Raw genomic sequence first — 24,828 nt, 5'->3', positions numbered from 1 at the left:
GTGATGAGAATCGCCGGGTTTTCCGCGTGTTAGAGGCAAAGGCTAAATCTACCGGGTGATATTAGCCGTCCCTAAATTCATATTGTGTTAACCATGTTTAGCAAGGATGCGGGGCAAGACGCCATGTGTGCCGGCGTCTCCGTGAGCGATGCGGCTCAGTGATATTCGGGGACCGACATGCCTGTAATTTCTTTTGCCAATGCCAAGGGCGGAGCCGGAAAGACGACGGCGGCGCTTCTGCTCGCCACCGAGCTTGCTCATCAGGGTTTCCGGGTGACTGTGATCGATGCCGATCCGCAGCGTTGGATCACCCAATGGCGCGAGGCTTCCGGCCCCCTCCACAATATCGATGTGGTCTCCGAAGTCACAGTCGCCTCTCTCCAGTGTCACCTGCGGGAGCTTTCCTCACGCACCGATTTCTTCATCATCGATCTCGCCGGCGCACGGGATGCCTTGGTAACGACCGCGATCGGGCTTTCGGATCATGTGATGATCCCGGTCCAGGGCTCGGCCATGGATGCCAAGGGTGCGGCGCAAATCCTCGATCTCCTGTCCTTCCTCAAGGAAAAGGCCAATCTGACCATCCCGCATTCGGTGGTGCTGACGCGCGTTACCTCCATGGTCACGACCAGAGCCATGGTCGCCATCAAGGGCCTGCTGGCAGCCCGCGGGGTCAATGTGCTGAGCACTCCGATCGGCGAACGCATCGCCTTCAAGGAGCTGTTCGAGACGGGCGGCACGCTGCACACGCTCGACCCTCAGAAAGTCAGCAATATCGATCGCGCCCGGGACAATGCTCGTGCCTTTGCCGACGAAGTGCGTCGGCTGATGCCGATGAAGGTTGTCCGCTCCGGCACGGCGCGCATTTTCGGCTTTGGCCGGAACGCTGCTTGACCCGGCAACCTGCACTCACATCGTCAGACATAAAAAAGGCGCCTCTGGAGGCGCCTTTTTTATTCGAAGCTTTGGAGTTTACTCCATGAATTCCACGACCGTGCCCGGCTTGACCATCTTGGCCAGTTCGGTTGCGTCCCAGTTCGTCAGACGTACGCAGCCATGGCTGTTGGTCTTGCCGATCTTGGATGGCTCGGGCGTTCCATGAATGCCGTAGGTCGGCTTGGAGAGCGCAATCCAGATGGAGCCTACAGGCCCGTTGGGTCCCGGTGGGATCTGCAGGATCTGATCGTTGTCGCCCTGCTTGAAGTTGATCTTGGGGTTATAGGTATAGCCCGGATCGAAAGCGATCCGCTCCACAGTATGGGTGCCGGTGGGGGAGGGCGTGTCGCTGGACCCGATCGTTGCGGGGTAGGCAGAGATCAGCCTGCCGTCTGCGCCATAAGCCAGCACCTGCTTCTTGGCCTTGTCGGCGATGATGCGGGTCACCTGACCGACCTTCATGGGGCCTGGATTGACGACCTTGATCGTTGTACCCGGCAGAGAGAAGTCGGCGTTCGGGTTGAGCGCCTTCAGGTAGCCTTCGTCCATATGGAACTGCTCGGCCAGCTTTTCCGTAACCGACGTATAGGACATAGCCGGGAGTTGCGCCTTGTGGGCGTAGTCTTCCGGGATGGAGGCGACATAGGGACCCGCAGCGTCGGCCGGAGTGATCGTATAGTCGACGATCGGCAGGCCGCCGGAATAGGTCAGCCGCTGCATGATGTCTTCCGAATTGTTCGGGTCGAGCGTCTCGCCCGTCATCTCCTGCCAGGCGGCGACTGCCTTGTTGACGTTATCGCCCAGATGCCCGTCGATCACGCCCGGCGAGATGCCCTCCCGGTCGAGAAAGACCTGCAGCGCGGTGATCTCGGCCTGCGGCTTCTTGGTAACGGCAATGATCGGCTTCTGCTGCTGCAAAGGCTCACCCGCCGGCTGTTGATCCGGATCGATCGAAGCTTCCTGGGGATAGGCTGGCTCGACGCCCGGAAGCGACGGGTCCTCCAGCGGCATGCGGCTGATGGAGCCCTGGCCGGGAATGCCGCCGGTGACCGCGCCCGGTTCGCCGTCGCGATACTGCCGGTAGTCCCGGTAGCCGCCCTGGTTGTCGGCGCTATCTTGACCATAGCCGCCTTGAGCACCTCCATTGCCATACGTGCGGTAGCCTCCGGACGCTGCCGGATATTCATCCGGGCTGTCGCGGCGATTAGCGTTCTGCCGCATCTCCGTCGCGACGATGTTGCCGTAATGGTCCAGGTAGACGCGCCGGCCTGTGCTGTCGCGGCTGACGATGACCTCGCGCCGATCTGGCGTATAATCGAGAATTGCGCCGTCGGGGGCGACCAGAAGGACGTCCGACTGTGTGCGGTTATAGCGGGTCTGCGCCTCTGCCGCGGGCACGCCCTGGAGCACGGTGATAACCAGAAGGGTCAGGCTTGTGGAGAAAAGGCGCTTCACGATATCACCGCGTATGGAGTTTCTTTTGGGACGTAATAGCATTTCACGCGGTTTGTTCCCGCTGCTTTGTTGGCTCATCTCAGACAAGGTAAATTTGACCGTAGTGTGAAAAAGGTGAAATCGCAGTGAACGAGGTGTTAAAGTAACATTACAATAAGAAAGATTCCCTGACGAAAGCGTGAAGAGGGTGGAAATGAAGGTTTTTTCGGCTGAAGTCGGACCTCGTCTTTTTCTCGATCCAAGCTCTGTTCTGGATATAGGCGGCTGTTTCATCGGCGATATCGATCTCGCGCCGGGCCGGGCGATCCCCGACGATGGCGATCCGCGAATCGACCATTCGCTTGAAGGCTTCCTCTTTACCTGTGGGCCGGACCACATCCGCCACCCAGAGCCGATCGCCGGGCGCAGCGACGGACGAACCTATCCGCTGCATGGATCCTTCTCGTCGCACCCGGCCGACATCCTGTTCTGGGATGCCCAGGAAGGTAGCGCCGAATGCCACGCACGCGTCGCCGTCACCATGGCAACGGGCGAACCTGCGCAGCTCGATCGTCATTGGCGCATCGATCCAGCCACAGGCGAGGTCTGTCTTCTCGATACGCTGACGAATACCGGCACCAGGCCATTTTCCCCCGTCCATATGTACCACATGAATATCGGTGCCTGGCTGTTCGACGATAATGTCCGGCTTTCCGGCCGGATGCTGGAGGGTGGAAAACTGCCCTGGAATTTCGGTCCAGAGCCGGGAAGCGTTTTCTGCGTGCCGGCTGCAAGGGAAGGCGAGTCCTGGGCCGAGGTGGCGCTCGGTCCGATCGCGGCCGTCGGAGGCCTCACGCTGCGGGCGAAATTTCGCACCGATACGCTGCCCTACCTGCAAATCTGGCGCAATCAGCAGGCGCCGGCGCATGTGCTGGGCATAGAGCCGGTTTCGCACCGGCTGGCAGGACGCGAGGAGCTTACACGCAAAGGCGAGTTGAAGATATTGAAGCCCGGCGACAGCATCGAATACGGGCTCAAGTTCCTGTTCGCCTGAGGAGGCCTGACGCGATTGACGCCCATGCGGGCGCGTCGTAATGCTGGCGCCTCGACAGATATGGAGGCACGTACCATGGATATTCGATCGATCAATGACGAGTATTCTGTCACCGGACAGATCACGGCTGAAGACCTCGATCAGGTCAAGGACATGGGTTTCAAATCAATCGTCTGCCACCGTCCGGACGAGGAGGAACCTGGCCAGCCGCATTTCGCCGACATCGCCGCTCGCGCGCAGGAACTCGGACTTGAGATCCGTCACGTTCCTGTCGGCCGCATGGGTGTCGATGAGCAGGGCGTCAATGCCATGGTGGATGCGCTCGACGAGCTGCCGCGGCCAATGCTCGGCTTCTGCCGCTCCGGCGCGCGATCCACTGCCATCTATGAAAAGAGCCAGCATATCCGCGGCTAAATCTCAGTTTCAGGCGCCGTTCATCGCGGCGTCTTCTTCACGTCACCACACAGGAGCATTTGCATGAGCATCAAGCGTATCGAGCCCGGCGCCCGCATGAGCGGCGCAGTCGTCCACGGCAACACCGTCTATCTTGCAGGCCAAGTTGGGGATGGCGAAAGCGTGACCGACCAGTGCAAATCGGCTCTTGCCGAAGTAGACAGCCTGCTTGCTGCGGCCGGAACAGACAAGTCGAAGGTCCTGCAGACCATCATCTACCTGTCGGACATCGCCTATTTCGCAGAGATGAACGCCGTCTGGGAAGCCTGGATCGATCCGGCGAACCCGCCAGCGCGCGCCACCAGCGAAGCCAAGCTCGCAGCACCCAAGTATAAGGTCGAGTTCATCGTCACCGCTGCCCTCGACTAAGTTGCGGCTAAAAATGCGAAAAAGGACCGGCTTACGTCGGTCCTTTTTCTTTGCGTGGTTTATTTTAAGCCTGCTCGGGTGTCAGCCCGAAAAAGTAAAAGGCGGCAAGGGCTATCGCGATCAGGAAGATCACGATCACGAAGGTCGTCATGCCGCCAGCCGCCTTGCGGTTCGTATCTTTTTCCATGCTGGGTTAACTGCGCGGCATGCTTGCAGTTCCCGCGTGCCGCCTAGTTACGCGCCGGCGCGGATTTGGGTTAGGGTACGGGCCGGCGTGATGGCCTCCGGATCCAGCCTGACCTCGATGATCGAAGGCTTGCCGCTCGCCCGAGCGCGCACATAGGCTGGGCCGAATTCCTCCGTCTTTTCCACCAATTCTCCATAGCCTCCGAAGGCTTTGGCGTAGGCGACGAAATCCGGGTTCACGAGATCGGTTCCGCTGACGCGGCCGGGATATTCCCGTTCCTGGTGCATGCGGATCGTGCCGTAGATGCCGTTGTTGACCAAGACGGTGATGATCGGCAGATGATAGCGCACGGCGGTGATGAATTCCTGGCCGTGCATCATGAAGCAGCCATCGCCGGCAAAGCAGACCACTTCGCGGTCCGGAAACAGCTGCTTGGCAGCCACGGCCGCCGGCAGACCGTAGCCCATGGAGCCGGACGTCGGAGCCGACTGGGTGTTGTAGCGGCGGAAGCGGTGGAAACGATGCAGCCAGGTCGCATAATTGCCGGCGCCATTGGTGAAGATCGCGTCTTTGGCGACGTTCTCTTCGATCCAATTCATGATTGGCCCCATCTGCACGGCGCCTGGACCAGTCATCGGTGGGGTCGACCATTTGAGGTAGGCCTCGTGCATGGCAGCCGTCCGTTCCGCCCAGGCCGGGGCGGCGGGTGCATCGAGGTCTGCCAGGGCCCTTACGAATTCAGCCGGTGCCGCGCAAATGGCAAGGTCCGGGCGGTAGATGCGGCCAAGTTCTTCCGGCTCGGGGAAGACATGCACGAGCTTTTGGCTGGGATAGGGGATGTCGATCAGCGAATAGCTGGAGGAGGGCATTTCCGACATTCGGCTGCCGAGCAGGATGAGCAGGTCGGCTTCCTTTACTTCCCGGGCAAGCGCCGGGTTGATGCCGATTCCGACATCGCCGGCATAGCTTGGATGCAGATGATCGAACAGCATCTGGCGGCGGAAGGAGCAGCCGACCGGCAGCTTGAACCGGTCTGCGAACGCGGTGAATTCCGCGACTGCCTGTTCGCTCCAGCGGGTGCCGCCGAGAACGAATAATGGGCGCTTCGCGTCAGCCAGCAGCCGGCCGAGTTCCGCAATTTGCGAGGGGCCGGGATGGGATTCGACGCGGGTGTAAGGACGGGCCTCGGGCGCCTCCACCTCATCGATCAGCATGTCTTCCGGAAGCGTCAGCACGACGGGACCAGGCCGCCCGGATGTCGCGACGGCAAAAGCCCGCGTCACGAATTCGGGGATACGGCGGGCATCGTCGATCTCGCCCACCCATTTCGCGAACTCGGTGAAGGCGCGGCGGTACTCCACTTCCTGGAAAGCCTCCCGCTCCCGCATATCGCGGGCGACCTGGCCGACGAAAAGGATCATGGGGATCGAATCCTGCCGCGCAATATGGAGCCCGGCGGAGGCATTGGTGGCGCCCGGGCCACGGGTCACCATGCAGATGCCCGGCTCGCCGGTGAGCCTGCCCCAGCTGTCGGCCATCATCGCCGCGCCGCCTTCCTGGCGGCAGACGAGGACTTCGATGCCGCTCTCGTAAAGCGCGTCGAGAACAGCGAGATAGCTTTCCCCCGGCACGCAGGAAATGCGCTGCACTCCGTTCGCCTTCAGGGCCTCAACGATCAGCTGTCCACCCGTCTTCATTCCACAGTTCCTTTTGCGGCCTTTTTCATTTCGGTGATGATCAGTTCCATCATGACCTCGTCCGTGTGCTCGCCGAGCTTCGGGCTTGGGCGGTGGTAGGCCAGCGGCGTTTCCGACATCACGATCGGCGTCCGGACGCCGGGGATGAGTGTGCCTTCGGCATCCGCCAGATCGATGCGCAGGCCCCTGGCCTTGACCTGCGGGTCCTCGAACATCTCGGCGATGGAGTTGATGGGGCCGGCCGGAACGGCATTCTGCCCACAGGCCGCAAGCAGCGCGATTTTCGTCCATTTGCCGGTCTCGGCGATCAGGAGACTGCGGACTTCGATGCGATGCGCCACACGGGCTTTATTGGTTGCGAAACGCTCATCGCTGGCCGCTGTCTCAATCCCGAGGATCGTGCAGAGCCGCCTGAACTGGCCGTCATTGCCGACCGCGAGGATGATGTGGCCGTCCTGAACGGGAATGACCTCATAGGGCGATATATTAGGGTGAGCATTACCGAGGCGGTTCGGCGCAGTCCCGGAGACGAGGTAGTTCATGTTCTGGTTGGCAAGGACGGCTGCCATCACGTCCAGGAGAGCCATGTCCACATGCTGGCCCTGTCCGGTGCGCATCGCATGGATCAGCGCCGCCTGGATTGCCGCGACGGCATAGACGCCGGTGAAGATGTCGGCAATGGCAACGCCCGCCTTCATCGGCTGTCCGTCCGGTTCGCCAGTGACCGACATAAAGCCGGACATGCCCTGGACGATATAGTCGTAACCAGCGAGGTTGGCATAAGGGCCGTCCTGACCGAAGCCGGTGATGGAGCAGTAGACGAGCTTGGGGTTGATCTCCCGCAGGCTTTCGTAATCCAGGCCGTATTTCTTGAGGCCTCCGAGCTTGAAGTTCTCGATCAGCACATCGGCCCTTGCCACCAGTTGGCGGACGATCTCCTGCCCATCCTCGGTCTTCAGATCGACGGCGATCGAACGCTTGCCGCGATTGGTGGAATGGTAATAGGCGGCCGAAAGGTTTTCGTCGTCCTTGCCTTCGACGAAGGGCGGTCCCCAGGCGCGAGTGTCGTCACCGCCGTCGGGGTTCTCCACCTTGATGACGTCGGCGCCCATGTCGGCAAGCATCTGTCCGGCCCAGGGACCGGCCAGAACGCGGGCCAATTCCACTACCCGGATGCCCGAAAGAGGCTGGTTTTTTTCTTGCTGCTGCATATCAGGGAGCCAGTGTGGTGTCGGCGCTGCCGGTGACGGGTTTCATGGACGCGGCGCGGCGTTCACGCCAGATGATGAACAGTCCGGAGCCGATGATGATGCCGATGCCCAACCACTTTACGGGATCGGGGAAGTCGTCGAAGACCAGCCAGCCGAACAGGGTTGCCGACACGATCTCAAAATACTGAAGCGGTGCAATTACCGATGCCGGCGCTGCGCGATAGGCATAGACCGCAAGAATTCCCGAGAGAGCGGCAAAGACGCCCACGCCGGCCATCCATGTGGTGGTGGTCAGGTCGGGCAGGGAGGGTTGAAGGAACCCGACGCCCTGCCACTGACCGATCGTCAGCAGGACGACGCAGATCGGCATGCCCCAGAGCGACATCTGGAACTGCATGGACCAGGGGTCTTCCCGGTGCGCCAGCGCCCGCGTCATCAGAGCGAAGATGGCAATGCAGAAGGCGGTGACGACCGGCAGCAGGGCTACGAGGCCGATATCCTGGAAGCTCGGGCGGATGACGATCATCGCGCCGAGAAAGCCCACACCGCAGGCGGTGTAGCGGCGCCAACCGATCGTCTCCTTCAGGAAGAAGCCGGACAGGATGGTGAGGATGATCGGCTCGACGAAGAAGATCGCTACGGCATCCGCCACTTCCATCACAGCCAGAGTGGCGACGAAGCACACCATGGAAACGGTGATCACGGCGGCCCGGACCGCGTGGTAGAAGCTGAGGCGCCATGAAAAGCTGCGCCAGGAGCCATTCCAGACAATGATCGGCAGCATGCAGACCGCCTGAAAGAAGAAGCGTGCTGCCGTAATCAGGGTTGGCGAGGCGGTCGTGGTCGCGAGCTTCGAGAAGACGTCGATCAGCGGCGCAAGCAGCATGGCAAGGATCATCAACCCGAGCCCGGCCGGAATGCCTGAGGCTGGAGATGCTGCTTCGATTCTTGCTGCTCGGGCGTTCATATCGGTTTTATATTCGCTCGCCGCGGGCTCGGCACTTGATTAAATCTCATGAGGTTATTCCGCTTTGGTGGCGGTGACCCTGACGGGCAGTGCAGACTTTGCCCAGCTGGCGAACTCGGCCATGGCGCGGGCTCGCACCGTGTCATTGAGCGTCTCGTGCCGGGTTGCGGGCCAGATCTTGGTCGTGACATGCAGAAAGGCGTTCCGCTTCAACTGCTCCTCCAGCCAGCGGATCTCGCGCCCTCCATTGGTGGCCGGATCTTCGGCGCCGCCGACAAGATGGATCGGCAGGTTGGTCGGCAGCCGGTCCAGCAGTTTCGCGCCCCGGAAGGCGAGTTTGAAGAGGTCCAGCCAGAGGGAGACGCTGGCGTCGAAGCCGCAAAGCGGGTCTTCGACATAGGCGTCCACCATGTCTTGGTCGTGGCTCAGCCAGTCGAACTCGGTGCGGCGTCCTGGGATGGATCGTCCCCAGACGCCGAAGGTCAGTTTGGGCAGAAGCGTGCTCGGGACGTCCGAGCCCTTCAGCGCCCGTTCCGCCAACAAGATGCCTTGCGCGGTGCGTCCAGCCGGGCCGGGATTGAAATTGGAGTTCCACACGGCGAGCGCGTCATAGCTCTGCGGGTTGTCGATGGCCGCATTGAGGGCGACCAGCCCGCCCATGGAATGACCGAAGAGAAGTACCGGAAGGCCAGGATGCGAGACTGAGGCCATGTCCCGCATTGCCTTGACGTCCTGAAGCACCAGGCTTGCGCCGCCCCCGTGTGCAAACCGCCCGAGTGGAGCGTCGGGCAATAGGGTCTCTCCGTGGCCTCGATGGTCCCAGGCATAGACGTGGAAGCCATGCGTCGCCATGAATTTGGCAAACCGCCCATAGCGCAGCGAGTGCTCGGCCAGGCCATGCGAGACAAGAAGAATACCTCTCGCCTCGTTCTCTGCCGCCAGATGATGATAGGCGAGGCGGGCACCCGTCGGGCTTTCCAGCCACCGGGTATTTTCGAACATGTCTTTCCTCCCGTCTCCCGCATTGCCCCCGCCGGTCAATTCGCCTACATAGCGGCAAACCCAAATTCCCGCCGGAGCAGTATCATCCATGGCACGTCAGTTCATCTATCACATGTCGGGACTCAACAAGTCTTACGGCGCCAAGAAAATCCTCGAGAACGTCAACCTGTCCTTCTATCCGGATGCGAAGATCGGTATTCTCGGCCCGAACGGCGCGGGTAAGTCGACCGTCCTGCGCATCATTGCCGGGCAGGACAAGGAATACACGGGCGAGGCCTGGCTCGCGGAAGGCGCGACTGTCGGCTACCTGGAGCAGGAGCCGCATCTCGATCCGGCCAAGACCGTTTTCGAGAACGTGATGGAAGGCGTCGCCAAGAAGACGGCGATCCTCGACCGCTACAACGAACTGATGATGAACTATTCCGATGAGACCGCCGACGAAGGCGCCAAGCTCCAGGACGTCATCGACAGCCAGAACCTCTGGGATCTGGAAAGCCAGGTCGAGATGGCTATGGAAGCTCTGCGCTGCCCGCCGCGCGATTCAGAAGTCACCAGCCTTTCCGGCGGTGAGCGTCGCCGCGTCGCGCTGTGCCGCCTGCTTCTGTCGAAGCCTGATCTGCTGCTGCTCGACGAACCGACGAACCATTTGGACGCCGAAACCATTGCATGGCTCGAGCGGCATCTGCGCGATTATCCCGGCGCCGTCATGATGATCACCCACGATCGCTACTTCCTCGACAATGTCACCGGCTGGATTCTCGAACTCGACCGCGGCCGCGGCATTCCCTACGAGGGCAATTATTCCGCCTATCTGACTGCCAAGGCCAAGCGCATGCAGCAGGAATCGCGCGAAGAAGCCGGACGCCAGAAGGCGATCTCCCGCGAGCAGGAATGGATCGCCTCCAGCCCGAAAGCCCGCCAGGCCAAGTCCAAGGCGCGTATCAAATCCTACGAACAGCTTGTCGAGGCCGCCGAAAACCAGCGCCCCGGCGATGCGCAGATCATCATTCCGGTCAGCGAGCGGCTCGGTCAGGTCGTCATCGAGTTGGAAGGTATCACCAAGGGCTTCGAAGGCCGCACGCTGATCAACGACCTGTCGATCAAGCTGCCGCCGGGCGGCATCGTCGGCATTATCGGCCCGAACGGCGCCGGCAAGACGACGTTGTTCCGCATGATCACCGGCCAGGAAACGCCCGATGAGGGCACCGTGCGGATCGGACCGACCGTCCATATGGGCTACGTCGATCAGAGCCGCGATGCGCTCGACGGCAACAAGACCGTATGGGAAGAAATATCGGGTGGCGCGGAAGTCATCAAGCTCGGCAAGTTCGACATGAACTCGCGCGCTTATTGCGGCGCCTTCAACTTCAAGGGCGGCGATCAGCAGCAGAAGGTCGGCAACCTGTCTGGCGGTCAGCGCAACCGCGTCCACCTGGCCAAGATGTTGAAGGCCGGCGGCAATGTCCTGCTGCTCGACGAACCGACCAACGACCTGGATACGGAAACGCTCGGTGCACTGGAAAGCGCGCTGGAGAATTTCGCCGGCTGCGCCATCATCATCAGCCACGATCGCATGTTCCTCGACCGTCTGGCGACGCATATCCTCGCCTTCGAGGGCGACGGTCATGTCGAATGGTTCGAGGGCAACTTCGAAGACTATGAAGAAGACAAGGTGCGCCGCCTCGGTCCCGACGCTTTGAACCCGGGCAGCCAGGCTCACAAGCGCCTGACGCGCTGAGGAACGTCTTCGCGCATCACCTGCTGGCGCTATGTCATGGGGTCTCCTGAAGAGGAGGCCCCATTTTCTTTGAATTATGGGGGTTTTAGCGGCGCAACTTTTTAGTGTTATCTAAATTAGCCGCACTCTCAGGTGAGCGCGCGCCACTATTAATACTCAGTATTAATTCGGGTTATCGTTGCGGTGCAGCATAAGATGAGAATTAATCAATTATTACATGACTTTTGCCAAGGTGCGGTTGCGATATTAAGCTTGTGTGGGGGGTGAACTTCATGTTTTCGATCCGGAATATTCTGGTCTCGGTGTTTCTTCTTATCAGTCTGGCCTTGAGCGCCGTTGTCGGCAAATCCCTCTATCAGAGCTATTACGATTACGGGAAGTTCGGGGATGTGGCGAAGCGCACTGCGGTGGACAAAGCGCTCTTTACGGTTCTTGTGAACTACCGGCTGGAGCGGGGGCATAGCGTTACGATTCTGACGTCTGCGCCGGAGAAAGTTAAAACCACGCTGCAAATGCTTCCGGTCGACCGTGCCAATGTCGATGTCGGCATGAGTGCGCTCACTGCTGCGGCAGCCCTTATCGAGGATGCGCAGCTTGCGCCGCTGCTGGCCAAGATCTCAAGCACCTATCAGAGCAATTTGGCTGTGCGGAAAGAAGTCGATAACCAGCTTGCCGTCGCGTTGGACGGCCGGGACAAGGCGCTCAGCCCCAAGCTCATGTCCTTCGGCGGCGACTTCCTGGCCGATCTTGAGGCAGCTTCCAACATGACTGAGGCCGGCATTCGCTCGCTCGACAATTCGCTGATGGATCTGGTTCAGATTCGCGCCAATGCCTGGGCAACGCGAGCCTCCGTCGGCGCCGCCGCGCTCGTCCTCAACAAGGCGACCTCGACGGGCCAGCCCCTGCCGCAGTCTGACATCCTCGACCTGACGAGCAGCATCGGCCGGGCCACATTCGCATGGTCGCAGGTCAAGACCCTTGTTAATCACCCGAAGACTGCCGATGCGGTGAAGACATCCTTCGCCAATGCAGATGCGGCTTTCTTCGGCGGGTCCTTCGATACCCTGCACAAGATGCTTATCAAGAACGTATCGACCGGTGGTGTGGCCGGGGTGAGCCTCGAGGATTGGCAGGCAGCCAGCACAAAGGCCCAGGCAACAGTCGCAGACGTTGCGCTGCTGGCGATGGTCGTGCTCAACGACACGGCCAATGGCCTTGCGACAAATGCGCTGCACAGCGTGTTCGGCTATTCGGCCCTGCTGGTGCTTGCGCTGGGGATGGGCCTTGCCGGACTGGTGATCGTCGTTCGTCGCGTCGTCGGTCCCATCGGATCGTTGACGGCTGCCATGCAGACCCTCGCCCTTGGCAATTCCGATAGCTCCGTGCCTTTCGTTGACCGCAAGGATGAGGTCGGCAAGATGGCCGCCTCGCTGGAGATTTTCCGCCAAGCAGCGATCCGCAACAAGACCCTCGAAGCCGAGGCAGAGACGAACCGTAAGGCTGCAGAACGTGAGAAGGCGGATCTGCAGGCGAATGCCGAGGCCGAGGCCGATGCTCGCCTCAATCAGGCGACGGGGGCGCTCGCCGCCAATCTTCGCCGTCTCGCATCCGGCGATATGTTGTGCGAAATCCAGGAACCGCTTGCTCCCCAGTTCGAGGGGCTGCGCCAGGACTTCAATACATCCGTCAGCCATCTGCGCAACGCGCTTCTTGCTGTCGGTCAGGCCGTCTCCACGGTCGCGGGCGGCTCGAAGGAGATATCCGACGCTTCCGACAATCTTGCCAAGCGGACGGAGCAGCAGGCGGCTTCGCTGGAAGAAACCGCTGCCGCTCTTGAGCAAATTACATCCAATGTCGTCGGAACGTCGAAACGTGCCGCAGAAGCCCGTGGCGTCGTTCGCGATACCAGCAGCCGGGCCGACCAATCGGGCCAGGTGGTGCGTAATGCGGTAGCAGCCATGGAGCGCATCGAACACTCGTCCAAGCAGATCGGCCAGATCATCGGCGTCATCGATGAGATCGCCTTCCAGACCAACCTTTTGGCGCTCAATGCCGGTGTCGAAGCGGCGCGGGCCGGGGAGGCGGGCAAAGGCTTTGCAGTGGTCGCTCAGGAAGTTCGCGAGCTTGCCCAGCGCTCGGCCAATGCAGCCAAGGAGATCAAGTCGCTGATCAGCAATTCCGCCGTCGCCGTCAGCGAAGGGGTAAAGCTGGTCAACGAGACGGGTGAAGGGCTGACGCAGATCGCTCAGCTGGTGCTCGCCGCCAACAGCCACATGGATGCGATCGCTTCTGCTGCCCACGAACAGTCTGCAGGACTTGCCGAAGTCAACACCGCCGTGAACCACATGGACCAGGCCACTCAGCAAAATGCCGCCATGGTCGAGGAAATGAATGCAGCAGGTGCGGGCCTGGCGCAGGAAAGCGCCAATCTCTCCGATCTTCTTGCACACTTCCAGCTCGGTGCCGCGCCGCGTCAGCTTCGCCAGACGGCCGAACGCATGCGCGCCGCCGATGCTCCAGCATCACGCTCCGTGCGGCCTGTGGCAGCCACACGGCCCGAAGCAACGCGCTCGTTCAGCAGCCGCGGTAATGCCGCATTCGCGCCCAAAGCGGATGACTGGCAGGAATTTTAAGCGTCTCCACTTTAATTAATGCAAGGGGCGGCAGTTGCCGCCCCTTTTCCATGTCGGAGATTAAGGTCTTGCCTCACGTCTGAAAATCACATAAACATATCTTTATGTGTCGATTGAAGTGAGTGCTGCATGGGACTGGCCCTTGATGTTCTTGTTGATGTACTGAAGACGGCGGGCGAGCCGACCCGTTTTCGTCTGCTGGCGCTTCTGGTGGCCGGCGATCTTACGGTCACCGATCTTACCGACATACTCGGTCAATCCCAACCCCGCATCTCGCGTCACCTGAAGCTTCTCGCCGAAGAGGCGCTGATCGAGCGCTATCAGGAAGGCGCCTGGGCTTATTTCAGGTTGAAGCACGACGGGGAGGCCTCCGCCTTGGTGCGAACGCTCCTCGCTGCATCGTCGGAAGAAGATCCTGTGCTCCTTCGGGACGGTGAACGCCTGCGGACGGTGAAGCGCCTGCGCGCCGAAAAAGCCCAGGCCTATTTCAGCCGGAATGCGTCCGAGTGGGATGAACTGCGCCGGCTGCATGTCAGTGACAAGGCGGTGGAGAAAGCGCTGCTGCGCCTGATCGGCACTCGGCCTATCGACTCCCTGCTCGATCTCGGAACCGGAACCGGCTGGATATTGCAACTTCTGGCGCCGCTTTACCGCCGGGCGATCGGGGTCGATGCCAGCCGCGACATGCTGTCGGTTGCCCGGTCGAACCTGGATAAGGCCGGTGTCGTCAAGGCCTCGGTGCGGCATGGCGATATCCTGAACCTGCCGCTTGAGGGCCAGGATTTCGACTTCGTGACGATTCACCAAGTGCTGCATTTCCTCGATCAGCCGGAACTGGCCATTGGCGAGGCGGCGCGGGTTTTGCGGCCCGGCGGGCGGCTGCTGATCGTCGATCTGGCGCCTCATACGCTTGAGCATCTGCGCGAGGAGCATGCGCATGTCAGGCTCGGTTTCTCGCACCAGTTGATGAAGGAGTGGTTGGCTAAGTTGTGCCTGGATGTGGAGGAGGTCATCGATCTCGGTCCCGGCGAGCAGGGCTCGCTGACCGTGACCGTCTGGCTTGCGCGAGACCGCCGCCTGCTGATGGCCGATTCTGCCGCTGCCGAACCTGTTGCCGCCGTTTAGGGAGAGGAATGATGGATACCACCAGCACAGCGTCAGCACCCTTTCATCTCTCCTTCGAGTTCTTTCCGCCCAAGTCGGACGAGATGGAGGTGCAGCTCTGGGAGGCAGTCGAACAACTGTCTCCCTGGCAGGCGGACTTCGTCTCCATGACCTATGGCGCCGGCGGCTCCACGAAGGAACCGACGCTTGCGGCGGTGCGGCGCATGATCGGCGACGCGGGTCTGGACACGGCCGCACATCTGACCTGTGTGGACGCAAGCAAGGACGAAGTCAGAGCGGTCGTGGAAGAATACCGCGCCGCCGGTGTCCGGCGCATCGTGGCGCTTCGCGGTGACCCGACCACCGGCCTCGGTACGTCCTATACGCCCCATCCGCAGGGTTTTTCGGATACGTCCGACCTTGTGCGCATGCTGGTGGAGTATGGCGATCTGGACGTCTCGGTTTCCGCCTATCCGGAAAAGCATCCGGAAAGCCCGGACTTGGCCGCCGATATCGACACGCTGAAACGCAAGGCTGATGCGGGTGCTGCACGGGCGCTCAGCCAGTTCTTCTTCGACAACGACGTCTTCGAGACCTATCTTGAAAAGGTGCAGGCTGCGGGAGTGTCGATCCCTGTCGTGGCCGGGATCATGCCGATCCAGAATCTCTCCCAGCTCAAGCGCTTTGCGCGTCGCTGCGGCTCGTCGGTTCCAGCCTTTCTCGACCAACGTTTCGAAGGCCTGGACGAGAAGCCGCAGGAACGAGCTGAGGTAGCAGCCGACATTGCCGCCGAACAGATTGCCGACCTGATGCGCCGTGGGGTCAGCGAGTTCCACATCTATACGATGAACCGTGCGCCACTCGTCTCCGCCGTGCTTCAGCGGCTGGGACGCGCCCAAGGGCAGGGTGCTAAGATCGGCGCTGCGGCCTGAATATGCAAAGAGCGCATGCTCCTCCTGGCGCATGCGCTCTTCAATGGCTTTTGAAACGTGGTGGATGCAAAATCTGAGAGACCTGAAGGCTCCTTCAGATGAAGAGCATGCTCACCACGAATACGAACGCTGCACCGACTATCAGGACATTGATAGGATAAGTCCGTCCCATGTCTGCCTCCTTGCGTTAACGGCCGGAGTGTGGCGGGATTTGTCACAATTGCAACGCCAATAATGGGATGCAGCGCAACATGAACTCCTGCGCATATGACAGCGTGTGGGCGTAACCTGCGGCGCATCAAGGCGTTTCGGATCTTGGGGAGGCCTTAACGCATCCTTAAAATTATCCGCGCTGAAGTTAACGGCCGTCACACAGAACAGCTTCGTCCTGTGGATATCTGGAGCAGGTCCTGCTGAGTGCGAATCCGGTCAGCGGCGAATTTTGAGCATTCCGTTCAGCACAAGCAGTCCGAGCCCTATCAACACCATCCCGGCCAGATCGGTCATTTTCAGCCGCTCGCCCAGGAATATCGCACCCAGCAGGATAGCACTCGGCGGCACAAGCAGCGTGACGAGCGAGGCGTAAGTGGCGCCGGAGAGCGCCATGATCCGGAAATAGATGAGATAGCCGAGAGCGGTCGACAGGAGTGCCAGGGCCAGGATCGCGGCGACCACGGTTGCCGAAGGAAAGGCAAGCGTCCAGGGACGATCGGCGACCATCATGACAGGCAGCATCATCAGCGACGAAGCGGTCAGCTGGCCGGTCGCAGTGACCGGCGCTGGGATGTTGCGGAAGCGCTTCCCATAGGTCCCGGCAAAACCATAGGACACGGCGGCGCAGAGCGGCACCAGCAAAGCCCATAGCGGAACCGATGCAGCGGAGGATATGCCGGGGCCGATCAGGACAGCGGTGCCGGCCAAGCCGAGCAGGCATCCGACGATCTTTGCCGTGCTGAGCTTCTCGTCCTCGGTAAAGCGGTTGGCGATCAGCACGGTGAAAATGGGCGTCGTGGCGTTGAGGATGGCAGCAAGGCCCGCGCCGATCTGCGTTTGCCCGAAGACGATCAGCGTGTGAGGCAGGGCATTGTTGATCAGACCCATGATGGCGAAGGAGCGCCAATGTTCAGCAAGCAGCGGGTAGAGACCCATCCGCCCGCGCAGGTAGATGTGCAGGGCAAGCGCCGCGAGAAACAGGCGGAAGAAGACAAGGGTGAATGGTGGGACTTCTGCGACCGCGATGCGGCCGAAGAAGAAGGAGCCGCCCCAGAGCAAGCCAAGGATGAAGAGAAGAATCCAGGCTGTAGTGGCTGGCTTGGCTTGGCTTGAGGCGGCTGTCATCGGGAATCTCTCGCTTGCGGAAGAGCAGCCATATCTTCGGCAAGGATTCGTCGCCACCCGAAAATTACGGGTGGCGAGCAGGCTTTTCCAATCGGAGGCGTTTCGATCAGAGCGCCGAGAGCAGAGCCTGTGTCGGCCAGCCGTCCGCCGGCAAGCCAAGGCGCGCCTGTTCCTTCTGAACGGCGACGCGCGTGCCGGATCCGAGGATGCCATCCACTTTGCCGATGTCATGCCCGAGCGCTTCGAGCTTTGTCTGCAGCGCCTTCATGCCGGCATCGTCGAGACCCGGCTCCGGGGTGCCCTTCTGGTAGGTCGGTGCGCCGGAAAGCCGGGTTGCGAAATAGGCAGCCGACGTCGTGTAGATGAAGGACTGGTTCCACTGCAGGTAGACGTTGAAGTTGGGGTAGGTGAGGAAGGCTGGTCCCTTGCGGCCCTGGGGCAGCACGAGCGCGGCAGGCAGATCACCGAATTTGGTATTGCCGTCGCGCGGTGTCACGCCGAACGAAAACCACTGGCTGGCCGGGATCTCGTTGCCCAGCCCGCTCTTTTCCCAGGGCAGGTTCTCGGGCAGGCTGACCTCCTGTATCCAGGGCTGCCCAGCTTTGAAGCCCATGCTCTGGATGAACTTTGCAGCGGTCAGAATGGCATCAGGCGAGCTCGTCTTGACGTTGATATGGCCGTCGCCGTCGCCATCGACTCCATGCGCGATGATATCTTCCGGGAGCATCTGCACCTGGCCGATTTCGCCGGCCCAGGCGCCCGTATTGGTGGCCGGGTTGAGGTCGCCATGCTGCACCATCTCGATCAGCGCGATCAGCTGCGGACGGAAAAGCTCTGGACGGCGGCAGTCATGCGCCATGGTGACGAGCGCATTTCGGGTGTTGAAATCGCCCTGCACGGAGCCGAAGTCGGTCTCCATTGCCCAGAAGGCGGTGATGATGCCGGGAGCCACGCCGAACTCGTTCTGAGCCCGATCGAACACTTCGGCATACTGCTTCATCTTCTGGCGGCCGATGTCGAGGCGCGCCTGGCTTACCGTTCGCTGTGAAAACTCCAGGAAGGTCTGGCGAAACACACCCTGGGCGCGGTCGCGGGAGAGGACCTTCTGGTCGATCTGGGCGCCTTCCAGTGCGCGATCCGCTGCTTCGGCTGGGATGCCCTTTGCAACCGCTTCAGCCTTCACGCCCTGCAGGAAGGCTGCGAAGTCTCCTCCGCAGGCAGCGGCAGGTGCCTGTGCCGAGGCGGTTGAGGACAGGGCGGCGGTCAGAAGGCAGCTATAGGCAAGGCGGTGAAAGAAAGTGTTGGACATCGGCGTTCCTAGCATCATGAGGTCGGCCTGCTCATGGATGGCAACCGGAAACCGGACCGGAAAGCAAGCCAGCCCGCTTTTATCGCAACCGGAAAGACATTGCCAGACGCCTACTGAGCGATCTCGGCCGGAGGGGCTTCGGCATAGGCAAGTGTGCGGGACTGAGGGGCCGCCGGCAGCGGCTCGGCGGACGCCGTGGCCGTCGGTGCCGGCCTGCTGACAGCCGCCACCCAGGCGTTCCAGTTCTTGGTGGAGCCTGCAAAGACGTTGATGTCCGTCTCGCCCTTCAAACCCGGCACGACGCCGGTGGCCGTGTATTGCCAGAAAACCCAGCGACGATCCGAATAGATTTTGGCGGGATGGGCTGCCACGGAGCGAACCCAGAAGTGGTGGTCGTTGAACGCGCCGACCAGATTGTCGCGATGGAAATCGACCGACGTATAGATGATCGGGCGCTTGCCGTAATAGGCTTCGAGGCGGTCCATGAAGCGCTTCATGGATGCGCGTACGGTTTCCGGATCGGGTCGCGTGCGGCAGGTCTTGGAGGCGTGGTTCCATTCGACGTCGAGAACCGGAGGCAGTTGCATCGACGCTTTCGGTACATTGGCGATGAACCAATCCGCCTGCTCATCGGGCGTGGAGCAGAAATAGTAGAAATGATAGGGCGCATAGGGGATGCCGACGCCTGCTGCACTGCGCCAGTTCTTCTCGAAGGTCGGGTCGATCCTGTCCTTGCCTTCGGTCGCCTTGATGAAGACGAAAGAGACACCCGACTTCTTCACGGTCGGCCAGTCGATGTCGTCGCCATTCCATTTCGAAAGGTCGATGCCATGGATCTCGCGGCGGCCAGGGGCATCCTTGCCGAAATCCTGCGGGTCGTTGTCCTTGAATTTGGTGCGGCCGACCGAAGAGGTCTTCATCAAGTCATAATCAGTCGAGGTGCAGGCCGTGGCGAGCAGGGCGATCGACAGAAGAACCAGAAGGAGCCGTGGCATGGATGTCTCTTATGATACCGATGCAGGAAGCCTCTCAGCCCCGCAACGAGTTACAGAGGAGGCATGAACTCCTTTTTCACCATAACGGCGTAAAAAAACAGTTAGGGCAAGTCGAATTTGTTGCCCGTATATACACAGCGTATCAGTTGCGGCGTCGGATGATGACCCGCCAGGCATAGCCACCGCCGATCTCCTCGAAGATCATGTCGGCATTTGCCGCAGCAAGCCTAGCTTCCAGCACCTTTTGCAGACCTGCCCGCGGGGTGACGTGAAAGCGGTCAAGCCATGCGCGGAGCATGCTTCCAAACCAGCGCGGAAGATGCTCCTGCTGGCCGAAATCCACGATATGAAGCGAACCGCCCGGTGCCAGTGCTGTCAGCGCCGCGTCGATCGCCTTCTCCCAATCGGGAATCATCGACAGTGCATAGGAGATGAGAATTCGGTCGAAGCCGGACTGCCCGAAATCCTGCGGCCGGAAATCCGTCGCATCGGCAACTTGTAGAACCGGCTGGTTCGCGACGCCGCGAAAGTTCGCCTGCGCGCTGGCCAGCATCTCGGCCGATATGTCTAGGCCATAGAGCCTCGCGTCTGGATAGCTGCGGTGGGCCAGAAGCAGGTTCCGGCCGGTGCCACAGCCGACCTCCAGCAAGGTCTCGTTGAGCCCCAGCGCCAGACCTGCGATGGTGCTGTCCCGGCCAAGGAGGTAGTATTTGCGCGTCAGGTCGTAGATATGCCGCTGGTAGCGGTACATCCGGTCCATGCGCTCAGCGTGGTCTGGGGCAAGGTTGGTTTCTGCCGTCGTCACGGCGTCAGTCCTTCCTGGCATAGATGTGGAAGCCGCCATAGATGGCGGACCGATCCTGCAGCGTCAGTTCCTTCGAGCGATCATCGAGATAGGTCCACTGGTCGAGGAGGCTCTGGGACAGCCTGCCGTCCAGCACGCTTTTTTCCGCAGCGGTACGGAAGATGACCCTGGCGCCGGTCGCAGCCGTCCGGGTGATTTCGGACCAGAGGCCATCAAGCTGCTCGTCCGTCATCCAGTCCTGCGCATCGAGGAGCACGTAGCGATCGACAGAGCCTGCCGGCTTCTGCCGCAGGATTTCGGTAAAGCTCGCATGATGAACAGTCACGCGGTCGGCATTGGCGCGGATTGCAGCGTAATTCTCCGCCTTTAGATAGGTGGGGAGATTGCCTTCGTTCGCGGTCGGGTAGCGGCGGGCAAAAGCCTGCCAGGCGAAATAATTTTCGCGCAGAGAGAAGTGACAGGCGAGCTTTTCAAGCCGCTGGCGCAGGACCGGTGCAATCGAACCATCGCCCGCAAGGCTTGCCAGTTCGTCATATTGCTGCGGCGGAATGCCGAGGCCGAAGAGCGAGCTCTTGCGGCTGGTGATCCAACGGATCAGCGGCTTGTCGAAAAGCGGCGCGATCTGGCTGTCGAAAAACTGGCGCTGCTCGCGGATGGATGCTGCTTTGGTGAACTCCGTCAGGTCGACGCCGTGGAGCCGAGCGATCAGGTGGCCGGTGCCGATGAAGCGCCCAAGGAGCCCGGTCCGGTAGATGTTGCGGTCGAAGGTTCCGATTCGGCGCCGGCCAAGCAGCGACCGCTTCTGCCAGTAGCTGCGGGTAACGGGGTCTAGGTTCGGCGCCACGAACAGGTCGAAGCTTTTACTATTGGAAGGCACTCCCGCCATGCCGAACTTGCGAACGACATCGCTGTGGCTTGGGAGGTGCCGGAAGGCAGCGAGCTTGAGGCGATTGAGCGCAACATGGTGCGGGTTGAGATCGACAACGTCTATCCGCTTCGGCGAGCGGGAGAGATAGGCGAGCATGTTGCAGCCGCCTGAGGCGATGGTGACGATGGAGAGGCCTTCGATGTTTCCCATAGCCGCCATGTCGACGTCCGGATCCTCCCAGATCTGCGGGTAGACGAGGCCGGAGAACAGCAGGCCGAAGAGCCGCTCGGAGAAGCCTTGGGCCGACAGAGCCTTGTGCTGGAGGAGCGCGTCCCTCAGCTTGTGGTTTTTCCGAAAGCCGGCTTCCTGTGCAATGTCAGCCATGACCGAATCCCCTTGCGTTCTTGGGTTTCGCCGGATCTAACGCCCTCATGCAACAAGCAGATGACGCCTGCGCCTAGACGTGGGGATGAGGTGCAGGAACAGGACTACTGGACGGTTTTACTCTATCACATGAGGCGCGAACCATGCTTCCATGGCATTGTTTTGGAGGAGGCGTGGATGCGGTGGGCAATACGAAGCCTGAAACTCGTTTGTGTTGTTCTGCTGGCGCTGATCGTGGGTGGGGGCGCCTGGCTCTTCTTCCGGCCACCTGAGCTGCTACGGGTCGGAAGCGGCTATGCGGCCAAGATTGTCTGCTCCAATGTCTTCATCGCAGGGCGTGATGCCGACGAGGTGCTTGCGATAGATGTGCAGGCGCCCGGCAATCCGCTGCTGCGGCTGATGCGCGTCAGCGTCGATCGAGAGACCGCGCATGTTCATGCCGCCCTGCTGGGGTTTCTGGCCGGTAATGATGCCGTTTATCGCGAAGGGCATGGCTGCGCGGTGACAAACACGCCTGACAGGCTGTTGAAAGCAATTGCCGATCGCAGGCCGCAGCCGGCCGCTGGTCCTTCTGCTCTTTGGCCGGACGGAGAAGAAGCGGAGTCCGATCAAGCGGTTGCGACTGTTCTTTCAGATACTGCACTTACCGGGGAGGGGATGCGCGCCGTGGTGATCGTCAAGAATGGCCGCATCGTTGGAGAGGCTTACGGCTCTGGTTTCTCCAAGGACGTGCCGCTGCTGGGATGGTCCATGACCAAGACGGTGAACGCCGCCATCCTCGGCCGGCTTCTCGCCGAAAATAAGGTGTCGCTGGGTGACCGCGATCTTCTGCCCGAATGGCATGGTGATGCGCGGCGGGATATTACGCTTGCGAACCTGCTCGCGATGGAAAGCGGGCTCGCTTTCAACGAGGACTATGGCACGGTCGCCGATGTAACGCGTATGCTTTATCTGGAAGACGATTCGGCAGGTTTTGCCGCTTCCAGCCCATTGGAGGCAGAGCCCGGCACGCGCTTCAGTTATTCCTCCGGCACGGCAGTGCTTTTGGCGCGCATCTGGATGAACCGGTTCGGCGATCAAGGGGCAGCCGAGGCTTATCCGGCGCACGCGCTGTTCCAACCCCTCGGCATGCAAAGTGCCGTTCTGGAAGCAGATGCCGTCGGCACATTCGCCGGCAGCTCCTATCTCTATGCGACAGCGCGGGACTGGGCGCGGTTCGCGCTGCTGTTGGCACAGGACGGAATCTGGCAGGGAAGCCGCCTTCTGCCGGAAGGGTTCGTCGCGATGATGCAGGTGCCGAACGCCCATTCCGGCGGTCGCTATTCGAGAATGCAGACCTGGCTGCCAGCCCCCGGCAATCGGCTCATGCCGACCGGCACGTTCCTGATGCAAGGACATGACGGGCAGACGATCGCCATAAATCCGGCGCTCAATCTCGTGGTGGTAAGGATGGGCCTGACGCCTTCCTGGAACCACTACGATCCCAGCCCGCTGATTGCCGCCGTCGCGAAAGCGGCTAAACGGTAGCGGTGACTACTTTTCGAGGACCTGAAGCATGTCCTTGCGCTTGGCGTCGTTGTAATAGCCGCGCGCATAAAGTTTGATAGCGTTGTCGTTCTGGTTATCGGCAACGAGCCAGGCGCCGCGAAGATATTTGATCGCGTATTTGAGGTTGGTCTCTGCGTCGAGAAGTCCCTCGGGCGCGCCCTGGTAGCCCATGGATTTGGCCGTGGCGTACTTGATCTGCATCAGGCCCCAATAACCGTTCTTGTGATAGGCCTTGGGATCATATTTACTTTCTCGGTGCACGACCCGGTGCACCAGCGATTCCGGCACGCCATACAAACCCGCATAGCGCTTGATCAGCCTGATCAGTTCCGGTGTCGCTCCCGACGCTGTCGAAGGAACAGGTTCGCCCGGCGCCGGCGGGAATTCCATTCCGCGGTCGATCGCCGAGATTGCCGCGACTGCCTTCGGTTGGGCGGCATAGGCAAGGGTGCTGATGTCCGGCCGTGGGATTGGCACGACCGATTGCAGCGCCACCATGTCCGGCGTCAGCTGCTTTTCATCAAGAGCGATCGCCTCTGCGGCGGCCGGAGAAATCTGTCCTGCGGCAACCGCTGGCGCGATTGCCGGCGACACGAGGCGGCTGGATTTTGGAATGGCCGAAGCAACCAACAATTCCGGTCCGGGAGCAGCTGGCGCCGGCGGGAAAAAAGCGGCCTGAACAGCAGCTGCAGTCTGGGCTCGCGTCAGTGCCTGAGCAGATGCAGGAACGGCTGCGTCGATCGGCTGCGGTTTGACGGCGACGACCGCCGGCATGGTGGGGGACGCCATGGCCAAGGTCTGAACGGGCTCGATCTCGGCGGCCTGCGGAACCGGGACGGATATGCGGCTTGTCTTGGCAAGTTCCACAGTCGGCTGCATGCCGGGAGCAGGCAAAGAAGTCGCGACAACTTTCGTTCCGGCCTCCTGCGTTACCGGTAGCGTAGAACTGTATTGAATGACGAGTTGACCATCGGCTGAGCTTGTCTGTGCGGATACTGCACCTGTAGCGGGTTTCTGGGCGGACGCCACCTTCGGTTCATGATCGACGCTGGAACATCCAGCGAGAGCCGAAGACATCGCAAAAGCCACAGCCGTTCTACGGCCGATGGATCCGATTACCGCCATTAGGTTGCTCTCATGAAAATAGTTACCACAACCGCCCGAAATGCACCGAAAGGTGGAATTCATTAACGTATATGGCGGCATCCGGCAAGACGCCATCCCTCAGGCTGCGATCCGGCGATAACCGGCCGTCACTGCGCGCCGTGCGATGAATACCGTCTGTGCCTTGTTCGAAGCTGTTTTAGCCGGGATTGCCAGGCGCTTGCGGTTCAGGAGACGGCGGGGAAGAAGGGTCTGAATAGTCGCAGCCGCGGCCATTATTGCGGCACAGACCAACTCGGTCGCGAGGAATTGCGGAAGAGATGGGAGCGTGGCGTCCCACACCTGGATAAGAACGGCGAAGAGGGCCAGCACATAGCGTGGCGTCAGCACCGCCTGTTTGACGATGTGGCCGATCATCCGGATATTTTGCTGCTCCGGAAGATTGTCGTTGTCGGCCATCGGCCGCCTGCGGCTGGGGTCCAGATAGGAAAATACTACATAGGCCATGACGTACCATGGCCCAATAAAGGCGATCATGCCTATCCCGCCCGGCCAGTAGCGGGCAATAAGCAATACGGGTATTGCCGCCAGAGCTGTCGCGAGACAGAGCCCGGTGATAACGCCGGGAATGGTTGCAAGCGCGGCGCGGTGGCCCCGCTGTAGGGCAAAGTTCGCCGTCAGGCGGAAAAGCGGGCTTGGAACGAGGATCAAGAACACCGCCATCAGAGCGAAGGCGAGCAAGCCATAGGTCGTCATTCCA

21 protein-coding genes and 1 pseudogene are annotated in these 24,828 nt (G+C 60.8%); 9 read left to right on the top strand and 13 right to left on the bottom strand.

Annotated features, from left to right (window positions below; translation table 11 throughout):
- The first annotated feature begins 177 nt into the window (after nt 1–177).
- Nucleotides 178–894, top strand: a complete 717-nt coding sequence (locus EPK99_RS07840) for a ParA family protein (RefSeq protein ID WP_128442493.1) — start codon at nt 178–180, stop codon at nt 892–894.
- Nucleotides 895–972: 78 nt separating this feature from the next.
- On the opposite strand, the gene EPK99_RS07835 is transcribed toward EPK99_RS07840, so the two are convergent.
- Nucleotides 973–2,391 carry a L,D-transpeptidase gene (locus tag EPK99_RS07835; RefSeq protein WP_425374180.1) on the bottom strand — a complete coding sequence of 473 codons (1,419 nt, stop codon included), beginning with the start codon at nt 2,389–2,391 and terminating at the stop codon, nt 973–975.
- 193 nt (nt 2,392–2,584) lie between these two features.
- On the opposite strand from EPK99_RS07835, the gene EPK99_RS07830 reads away from it, so the two are divergent.
- From EPK99_RS07830 to EPK99_RS07820, 3 genes are all read left to right on the top strand, one after another.
- Nucleotides 2,585–3,424 (top strand): DUF4432 family protein, encoded by an 840-nt coding sequence (locus EPK99_RS07830; RefSeq protein ID WP_128442491.1) that lies wholly within the window; start codon nt 2,585–2,587, stop codon nt 3,422–3,424.
- A gap of 75 nt (nt 3,425–3,499) precedes the next feature.
- Nucleotides 3,500–3,838 (top strand): protein tyrosine phosphatase family protein, encoded by a 339-nt coding sequence (locus tag EPK99_RS07825; RefSeq protein ID WP_128442490.1) that lies wholly within the window; start codon nt 3,500–3,502, stop codon nt 3,836–3,838.
- A 63-nt stretch (nt 3,839–3,901) separates the two neighbouring features.
- Entirely contained in the window at nt 3,902–4,246 is a 345-nt protein-coding gene (locus EPK99_RS07820) for a RidA family protein (protein ID WP_128442489.1), read from the top strand.
- A 64-nt stretch (nt 4,247–4,310) separates the two neighbouring features.
- On the opposite strand, the gene EPK99_RS25900 is transcribed toward EPK99_RS07820, so the two are convergent.
- The 5 genes from EPK99_RS25900 to EPK99_RS07800 are packed head-to-tail and all read right to left on the bottom strand — an operon-like array spanning nt 4,311 to nt 9,310.
- A complete protein-coding gene (locus tag EPK99_RS25900) occupies nt 4,311–4,433 on the bottom strand; it encodes a hypothetical protein (protein WP_281033454.1) in 123 nt (40 codons plus the stop codon).
- A 47-nt stretch (nt 4,434–4,480) separates the two neighbouring features.
- A complete protein-coding gene (locus tag EPK99_RS07815) occupies nt 4,481–6,130 on the bottom strand; it encodes a thiamine pyrophosphate-binding protein (RefSeq protein ID WP_128442488.1) in 1,650 nt (549 codons plus the stop codon).
- Nucleotides 6,127–7,341, bottom strand: a complete 1,215-nt coding sequence (caiB, locus tag EPK99_RS07810; protein ID WP_128442487.1) for a succinate--glutarate CoA-transferase — start codon at nt 7,339–7,341, stop codon at nt 6,127–6,129. The genes EPK99_RS07815 and caiB overlap by 4 nt, the downstream gene beginning before the upstream one ends.
- A gap of 1 nt (nt 7,342) precedes the next feature.
- Nucleotides 7,343–8,308 (bottom strand): DMT family transporter, encoded by a 966-nt coding sequence (locus EPK99_RS07805; protein WP_128442486.1) that lies wholly within the window; start codon nt 8,306–8,308, stop codon nt 7,343–7,345.
- 54 nt (nt 8,309–8,362) lie between these two features.
- A complete protein-coding gene (locus tag EPK99_RS07800; protein WP_128442485.1) occupies nt 8,363–9,310 on the bottom strand; it encodes an alpha/beta fold hydrolase in 948 nt (315 codons plus the stop codon).
- Nucleotides 9,311–9,398: 88 nt separating this feature from the next.
- On the opposite strand from EPK99_RS07800, the gene ettA reads away from it, so the two are divergent.
- The 4 genes from ettA to metF all read left to right on the top strand — a co-directional run bounded on the left by ettA (nt 9,399) and on the right by metF (nt 15,717).
- Complete coding sequence (gene ettA, locus EPK99_RS07795) at nt 9,399–11,048, top strand: energy-dependent translational throttle protein EttA (protein WP_128442484.1); 1,650 nt, start codon at nt 9,399–9,401, stop codon at nt 11,046–11,048.
- Nucleotides 11,049–11,320: 272 nt separating this feature from the next.
- Nucleotides 11,321–13,681 carry a methyl-accepting chemotaxis protein gene (locus EPK99_RS07790; protein ID WP_128442483.1) on the top strand — a complete coding sequence of 787 codons (2,361 nt, stop codon included), beginning with the start codon at nt 11,321–11,323 and terminating at the stop codon, nt 13,679–13,681.
- 129 nt (nt 13,682–13,810) lie between these two features.
- Entirely contained in the window at nt 13,811–14,806 is a 996-nt protein-coding gene (locus tag EPK99_RS07785) for an ArsR/SmtB family transcription factor (protein WP_128442482.1), read from the top strand.
- An 8-nt stretch (nt 14,807–14,814) separates the two neighbouring features.
- Nucleotides 14,815–15,717: a methylenetetrahydrofolate reductase [NAD(P)H] gene (gene metF, locus EPK99_RS07780; protein WP_128442481.1), complete on the top strand. Its 903-nt coding sequence runs from the start codon at nt 14,815–14,817 to the stop codon at nt 15,715–15,717.
- A gap of 429 nt (nt 15,718–16,146) precedes the next feature.
- Here metF and EPK99_RS07775 read toward each other — a convergent pair whose 3' ends face one another.
- From EPK99_RS07775 to EPK99_RS07755, 5 genes and pseudogenes are all read right to left on the bottom strand, one after another.
- Nucleotides 16,147–17,055 (bottom strand): DMT family transporter, encoded by a 909-nt coding sequence (locus EPK99_RS07775; protein WP_128442480.1) that lies wholly within the window; start codon nt 17,053–17,055, stop codon nt 16,147–16,149.
- Between the two features lie 106 nt (nt 17,056–17,161).
- Nucleotides 17,162–18,364, bottom strand: coding sequence for a lytic murein transglycosylase (locus tag EPK99_RS07770; protein WP_164901733.1), 1,203 nt, complete (start codon nt 18,362–18,364; stop codon nt 17,162–17,164).
- 212 nt (nt 18,365–18,576) lie between these two features.
- Nucleotides 18,577–19,359: pseudogene (locus EPK99_RS07765) on the bottom strand (glycoside hydrolase family 25 protein); the annotation flags it as partial.
- A gap of 142 nt (nt 19,360–19,501) precedes the next feature.
- Entirely contained in the window at nt 19,502–20,185 is a 684-nt protein-coding gene (locus EPK99_RS07760) for a class I SAM-dependent methyltransferase (RefSeq protein ID WP_128442478.1), read from the bottom strand.
- Nucleotides 20,169–21,416 (bottom strand): BtaA family protein, encoded by a 1,248-nt coding sequence (locus EPK99_RS07755; protein WP_128442477.1) that lies wholly within the window; start codon nt 21,414–21,416, stop codon nt 20,169–20,171. Before EPK99_RS07755 ends, EPK99_RS07760 begins: the two co-directional genes overlap by 17 nt.
- Before the next feature lie 177 nt (nt 21,417–21,593).
- Between EPK99_RS07755 and EPK99_RS07750 the strand changes: the two genes are divergently transcribed.
- Entirely contained in the window at nt 21,594–22,943 is a 1,350-nt protein-coding gene (locus EPK99_RS07750; RefSeq protein ID WP_128442476.1) for a serine hydrolase domain-containing protein, read from the top strand.
- A gap of 6 nt (nt 22,944–22,949) precedes the next feature.
- Here EPK99_RS07750 and EPK99_RS07745 read toward each other — a convergent pair whose 3' ends face one another.
- Together EPK99_RS07745 and EPK99_RS07740 are read right to left on the bottom strand one after the other, a co-directional pair.
- Complete coding sequence (locus EPK99_RS07745) at nt 22,950–23,843, bottom strand: lytic transglycosylase domain-containing protein (RefSeq protein WP_245582361.1); 894 nt, start codon at nt 23,841–23,843, stop codon at nt 22,950–22,952.
- Nucleotides 23,844–24,188: 345 nt separating this feature from the next.
- Nucleotides 24,189–24,824, bottom strand: coding sequence for a hypothetical protein (locus EPK99_RS07740; protein WP_128442475.1), 636 nt, complete (start codon nt 24,822–24,824; stop codon nt 24,189–24,191).
- Between the last annotated feature and the right edge of the window lie 4 nt (nt 24,825–24,828).

This window comes from Neorhizobium lilium (assembly GCF_004053875.1).
In the GTDB taxonomy this organism is placed as follows: Bacteria; Pseudomonadota; Alphaproteobacteria; order Rhizobiales; family Rhizobiaceae; genus Neorhizobium; species Neorhizobium lilii.
The sequence above is the reverse complement of the archived record's forward strand: the minus strand, read 5'-3'. Positions and strand labels throughout refer to the sequence as shown.

Coding starts and splice junctions, on each gene's coding strand:
- EPK99_RS07785 (WP_128442482.1), top strand. CDS start 13,811: ATGGGACTGGCCCTTGATGTTCTTGTTGATGTACTGAAGACGGCGGGC.
- EPK99_RS07790 (WP_128442483.1), top strand. CDS start 11,321: ATGTTTTCGATCCGGAATATTCTGGTCTCGGTGTTTCTTCTTATCAGT.
- EPK99_RS07825 (WP_128442490.1), top strand. CDS start 3,500: ATGGATATTCGATCGATCAATGACGAGTATTCTGTCACCGGACAGATC.
- EPK99_RS07750 (WP_128442476.1), top strand. CDS start 21,594: ATGCGGTGGGCAATACGAAGCCTGAAACTCGTTTGTGTTGTTCTGCTG.
- EPK99_RS07815 (WP_128442488.1), bottom strand. CDS start 6,130: ATGAAGACGGGTGGACAGCTGATCGTTGAGGCCCTGAAGGCGAACGGA.
- EPK99_RS07740 (WP_128442475.1), bottom strand. CDS start 24,824: ATGACGACCTATGGCTTGCTCGCCTTCGCTCTGATGGCGGTGTTCTTG.
- EPK99_RS07830 (WP_128442491.1), top strand. CDS start 2,585: ATGAAGGTTTTTTCGGCTGAAGTCGGACCTCGTCTTTTTCTCGATCCA.
- caiB (WP_128442487.1), bottom strand. CDS start 7,341: ATGCAGCAGCAAGAAAAAAACCAGCCTCTTTCGGGCATCCGGGTAGTG.
- EPK99_RS07760 (WP_128442478.1), bottom strand. CDS start 20,185: ATGCCAGGAAGGACTGACGCCGTGACGACGGCAGAAACCAACCTTGCC.
- EPK99_RS07770 (WP_164901733.1), bottom strand. CDS start 18,364: ATGTCCAACACTTTCTTTCACCGCCTTGCCTATAGCTGCCTTCTGACC.
- EPK99_RS07805 (WP_128442486.1), bottom strand. CDS start 8,308: ATGAACGCCCGAGCAGCAAGAATCGAAGCAGCATCTCCAGCCTCAGGC.
- metF (WP_128442481.1), top strand. CDS start 14,815: ATGATGGATACCACCAGCACAGCGTCAGCACCCTTTCATCTCTCCTTC.
- EPK99_RS25900 (WP_281033454.1), bottom strand. CDS start 4,433: ATGGAAAAAGATACGAACCGCAAGGCGGCTGGCGGCATGACGACCTTC.
- EPK99_RS07800 (WP_128442485.1), bottom strand. CDS start 9,310: ATGTTCGAAAATACCCGGTGGCTGGAAAGCCCGACGGGTGCCCGCCTC.
- EPK99_RS07755 (WP_128442477.1), bottom strand. CDS start 21,416: ATGGCTGACATTGCACAGGAAGCCGGCTTTCGGAAAAACCACAAGCTG.
- EPK99_RS07745 (WP_245582361.1), bottom strand. CDS start 23,843: ATGCAGCCGACTGTGGAACTTGCCAAGACAAGCCGCATATCCGTCCCG.
- EPK99_RS07840 (WP_128442493.1), top strand. CDS start 178: ATGCCTGTAATTTCTTTTGCCAATGCCAAGGGCGGAGCCGGAAAGACG.
- EPK99_RS07775 (WP_128442480.1), bottom strand. CDS start 17,055: ATGACAGCCGCCTCAAGCCAAGCCAAGCCAGCCACTACAGCCTGGATT.
- ettA (WP_128442484.1), top strand. CDS start 9,399: ATGGCACGTCAGTTCATCTATCACATGTCGGGACTCAACAAGTCTTAC.
- EPK99_RS07820 (WP_128442489.1), top strand. CDS start 3,902: ATGAGCATCAAGCGTATCGAGCCCGGCGCCCGCATGAGCGGCGCAGTC.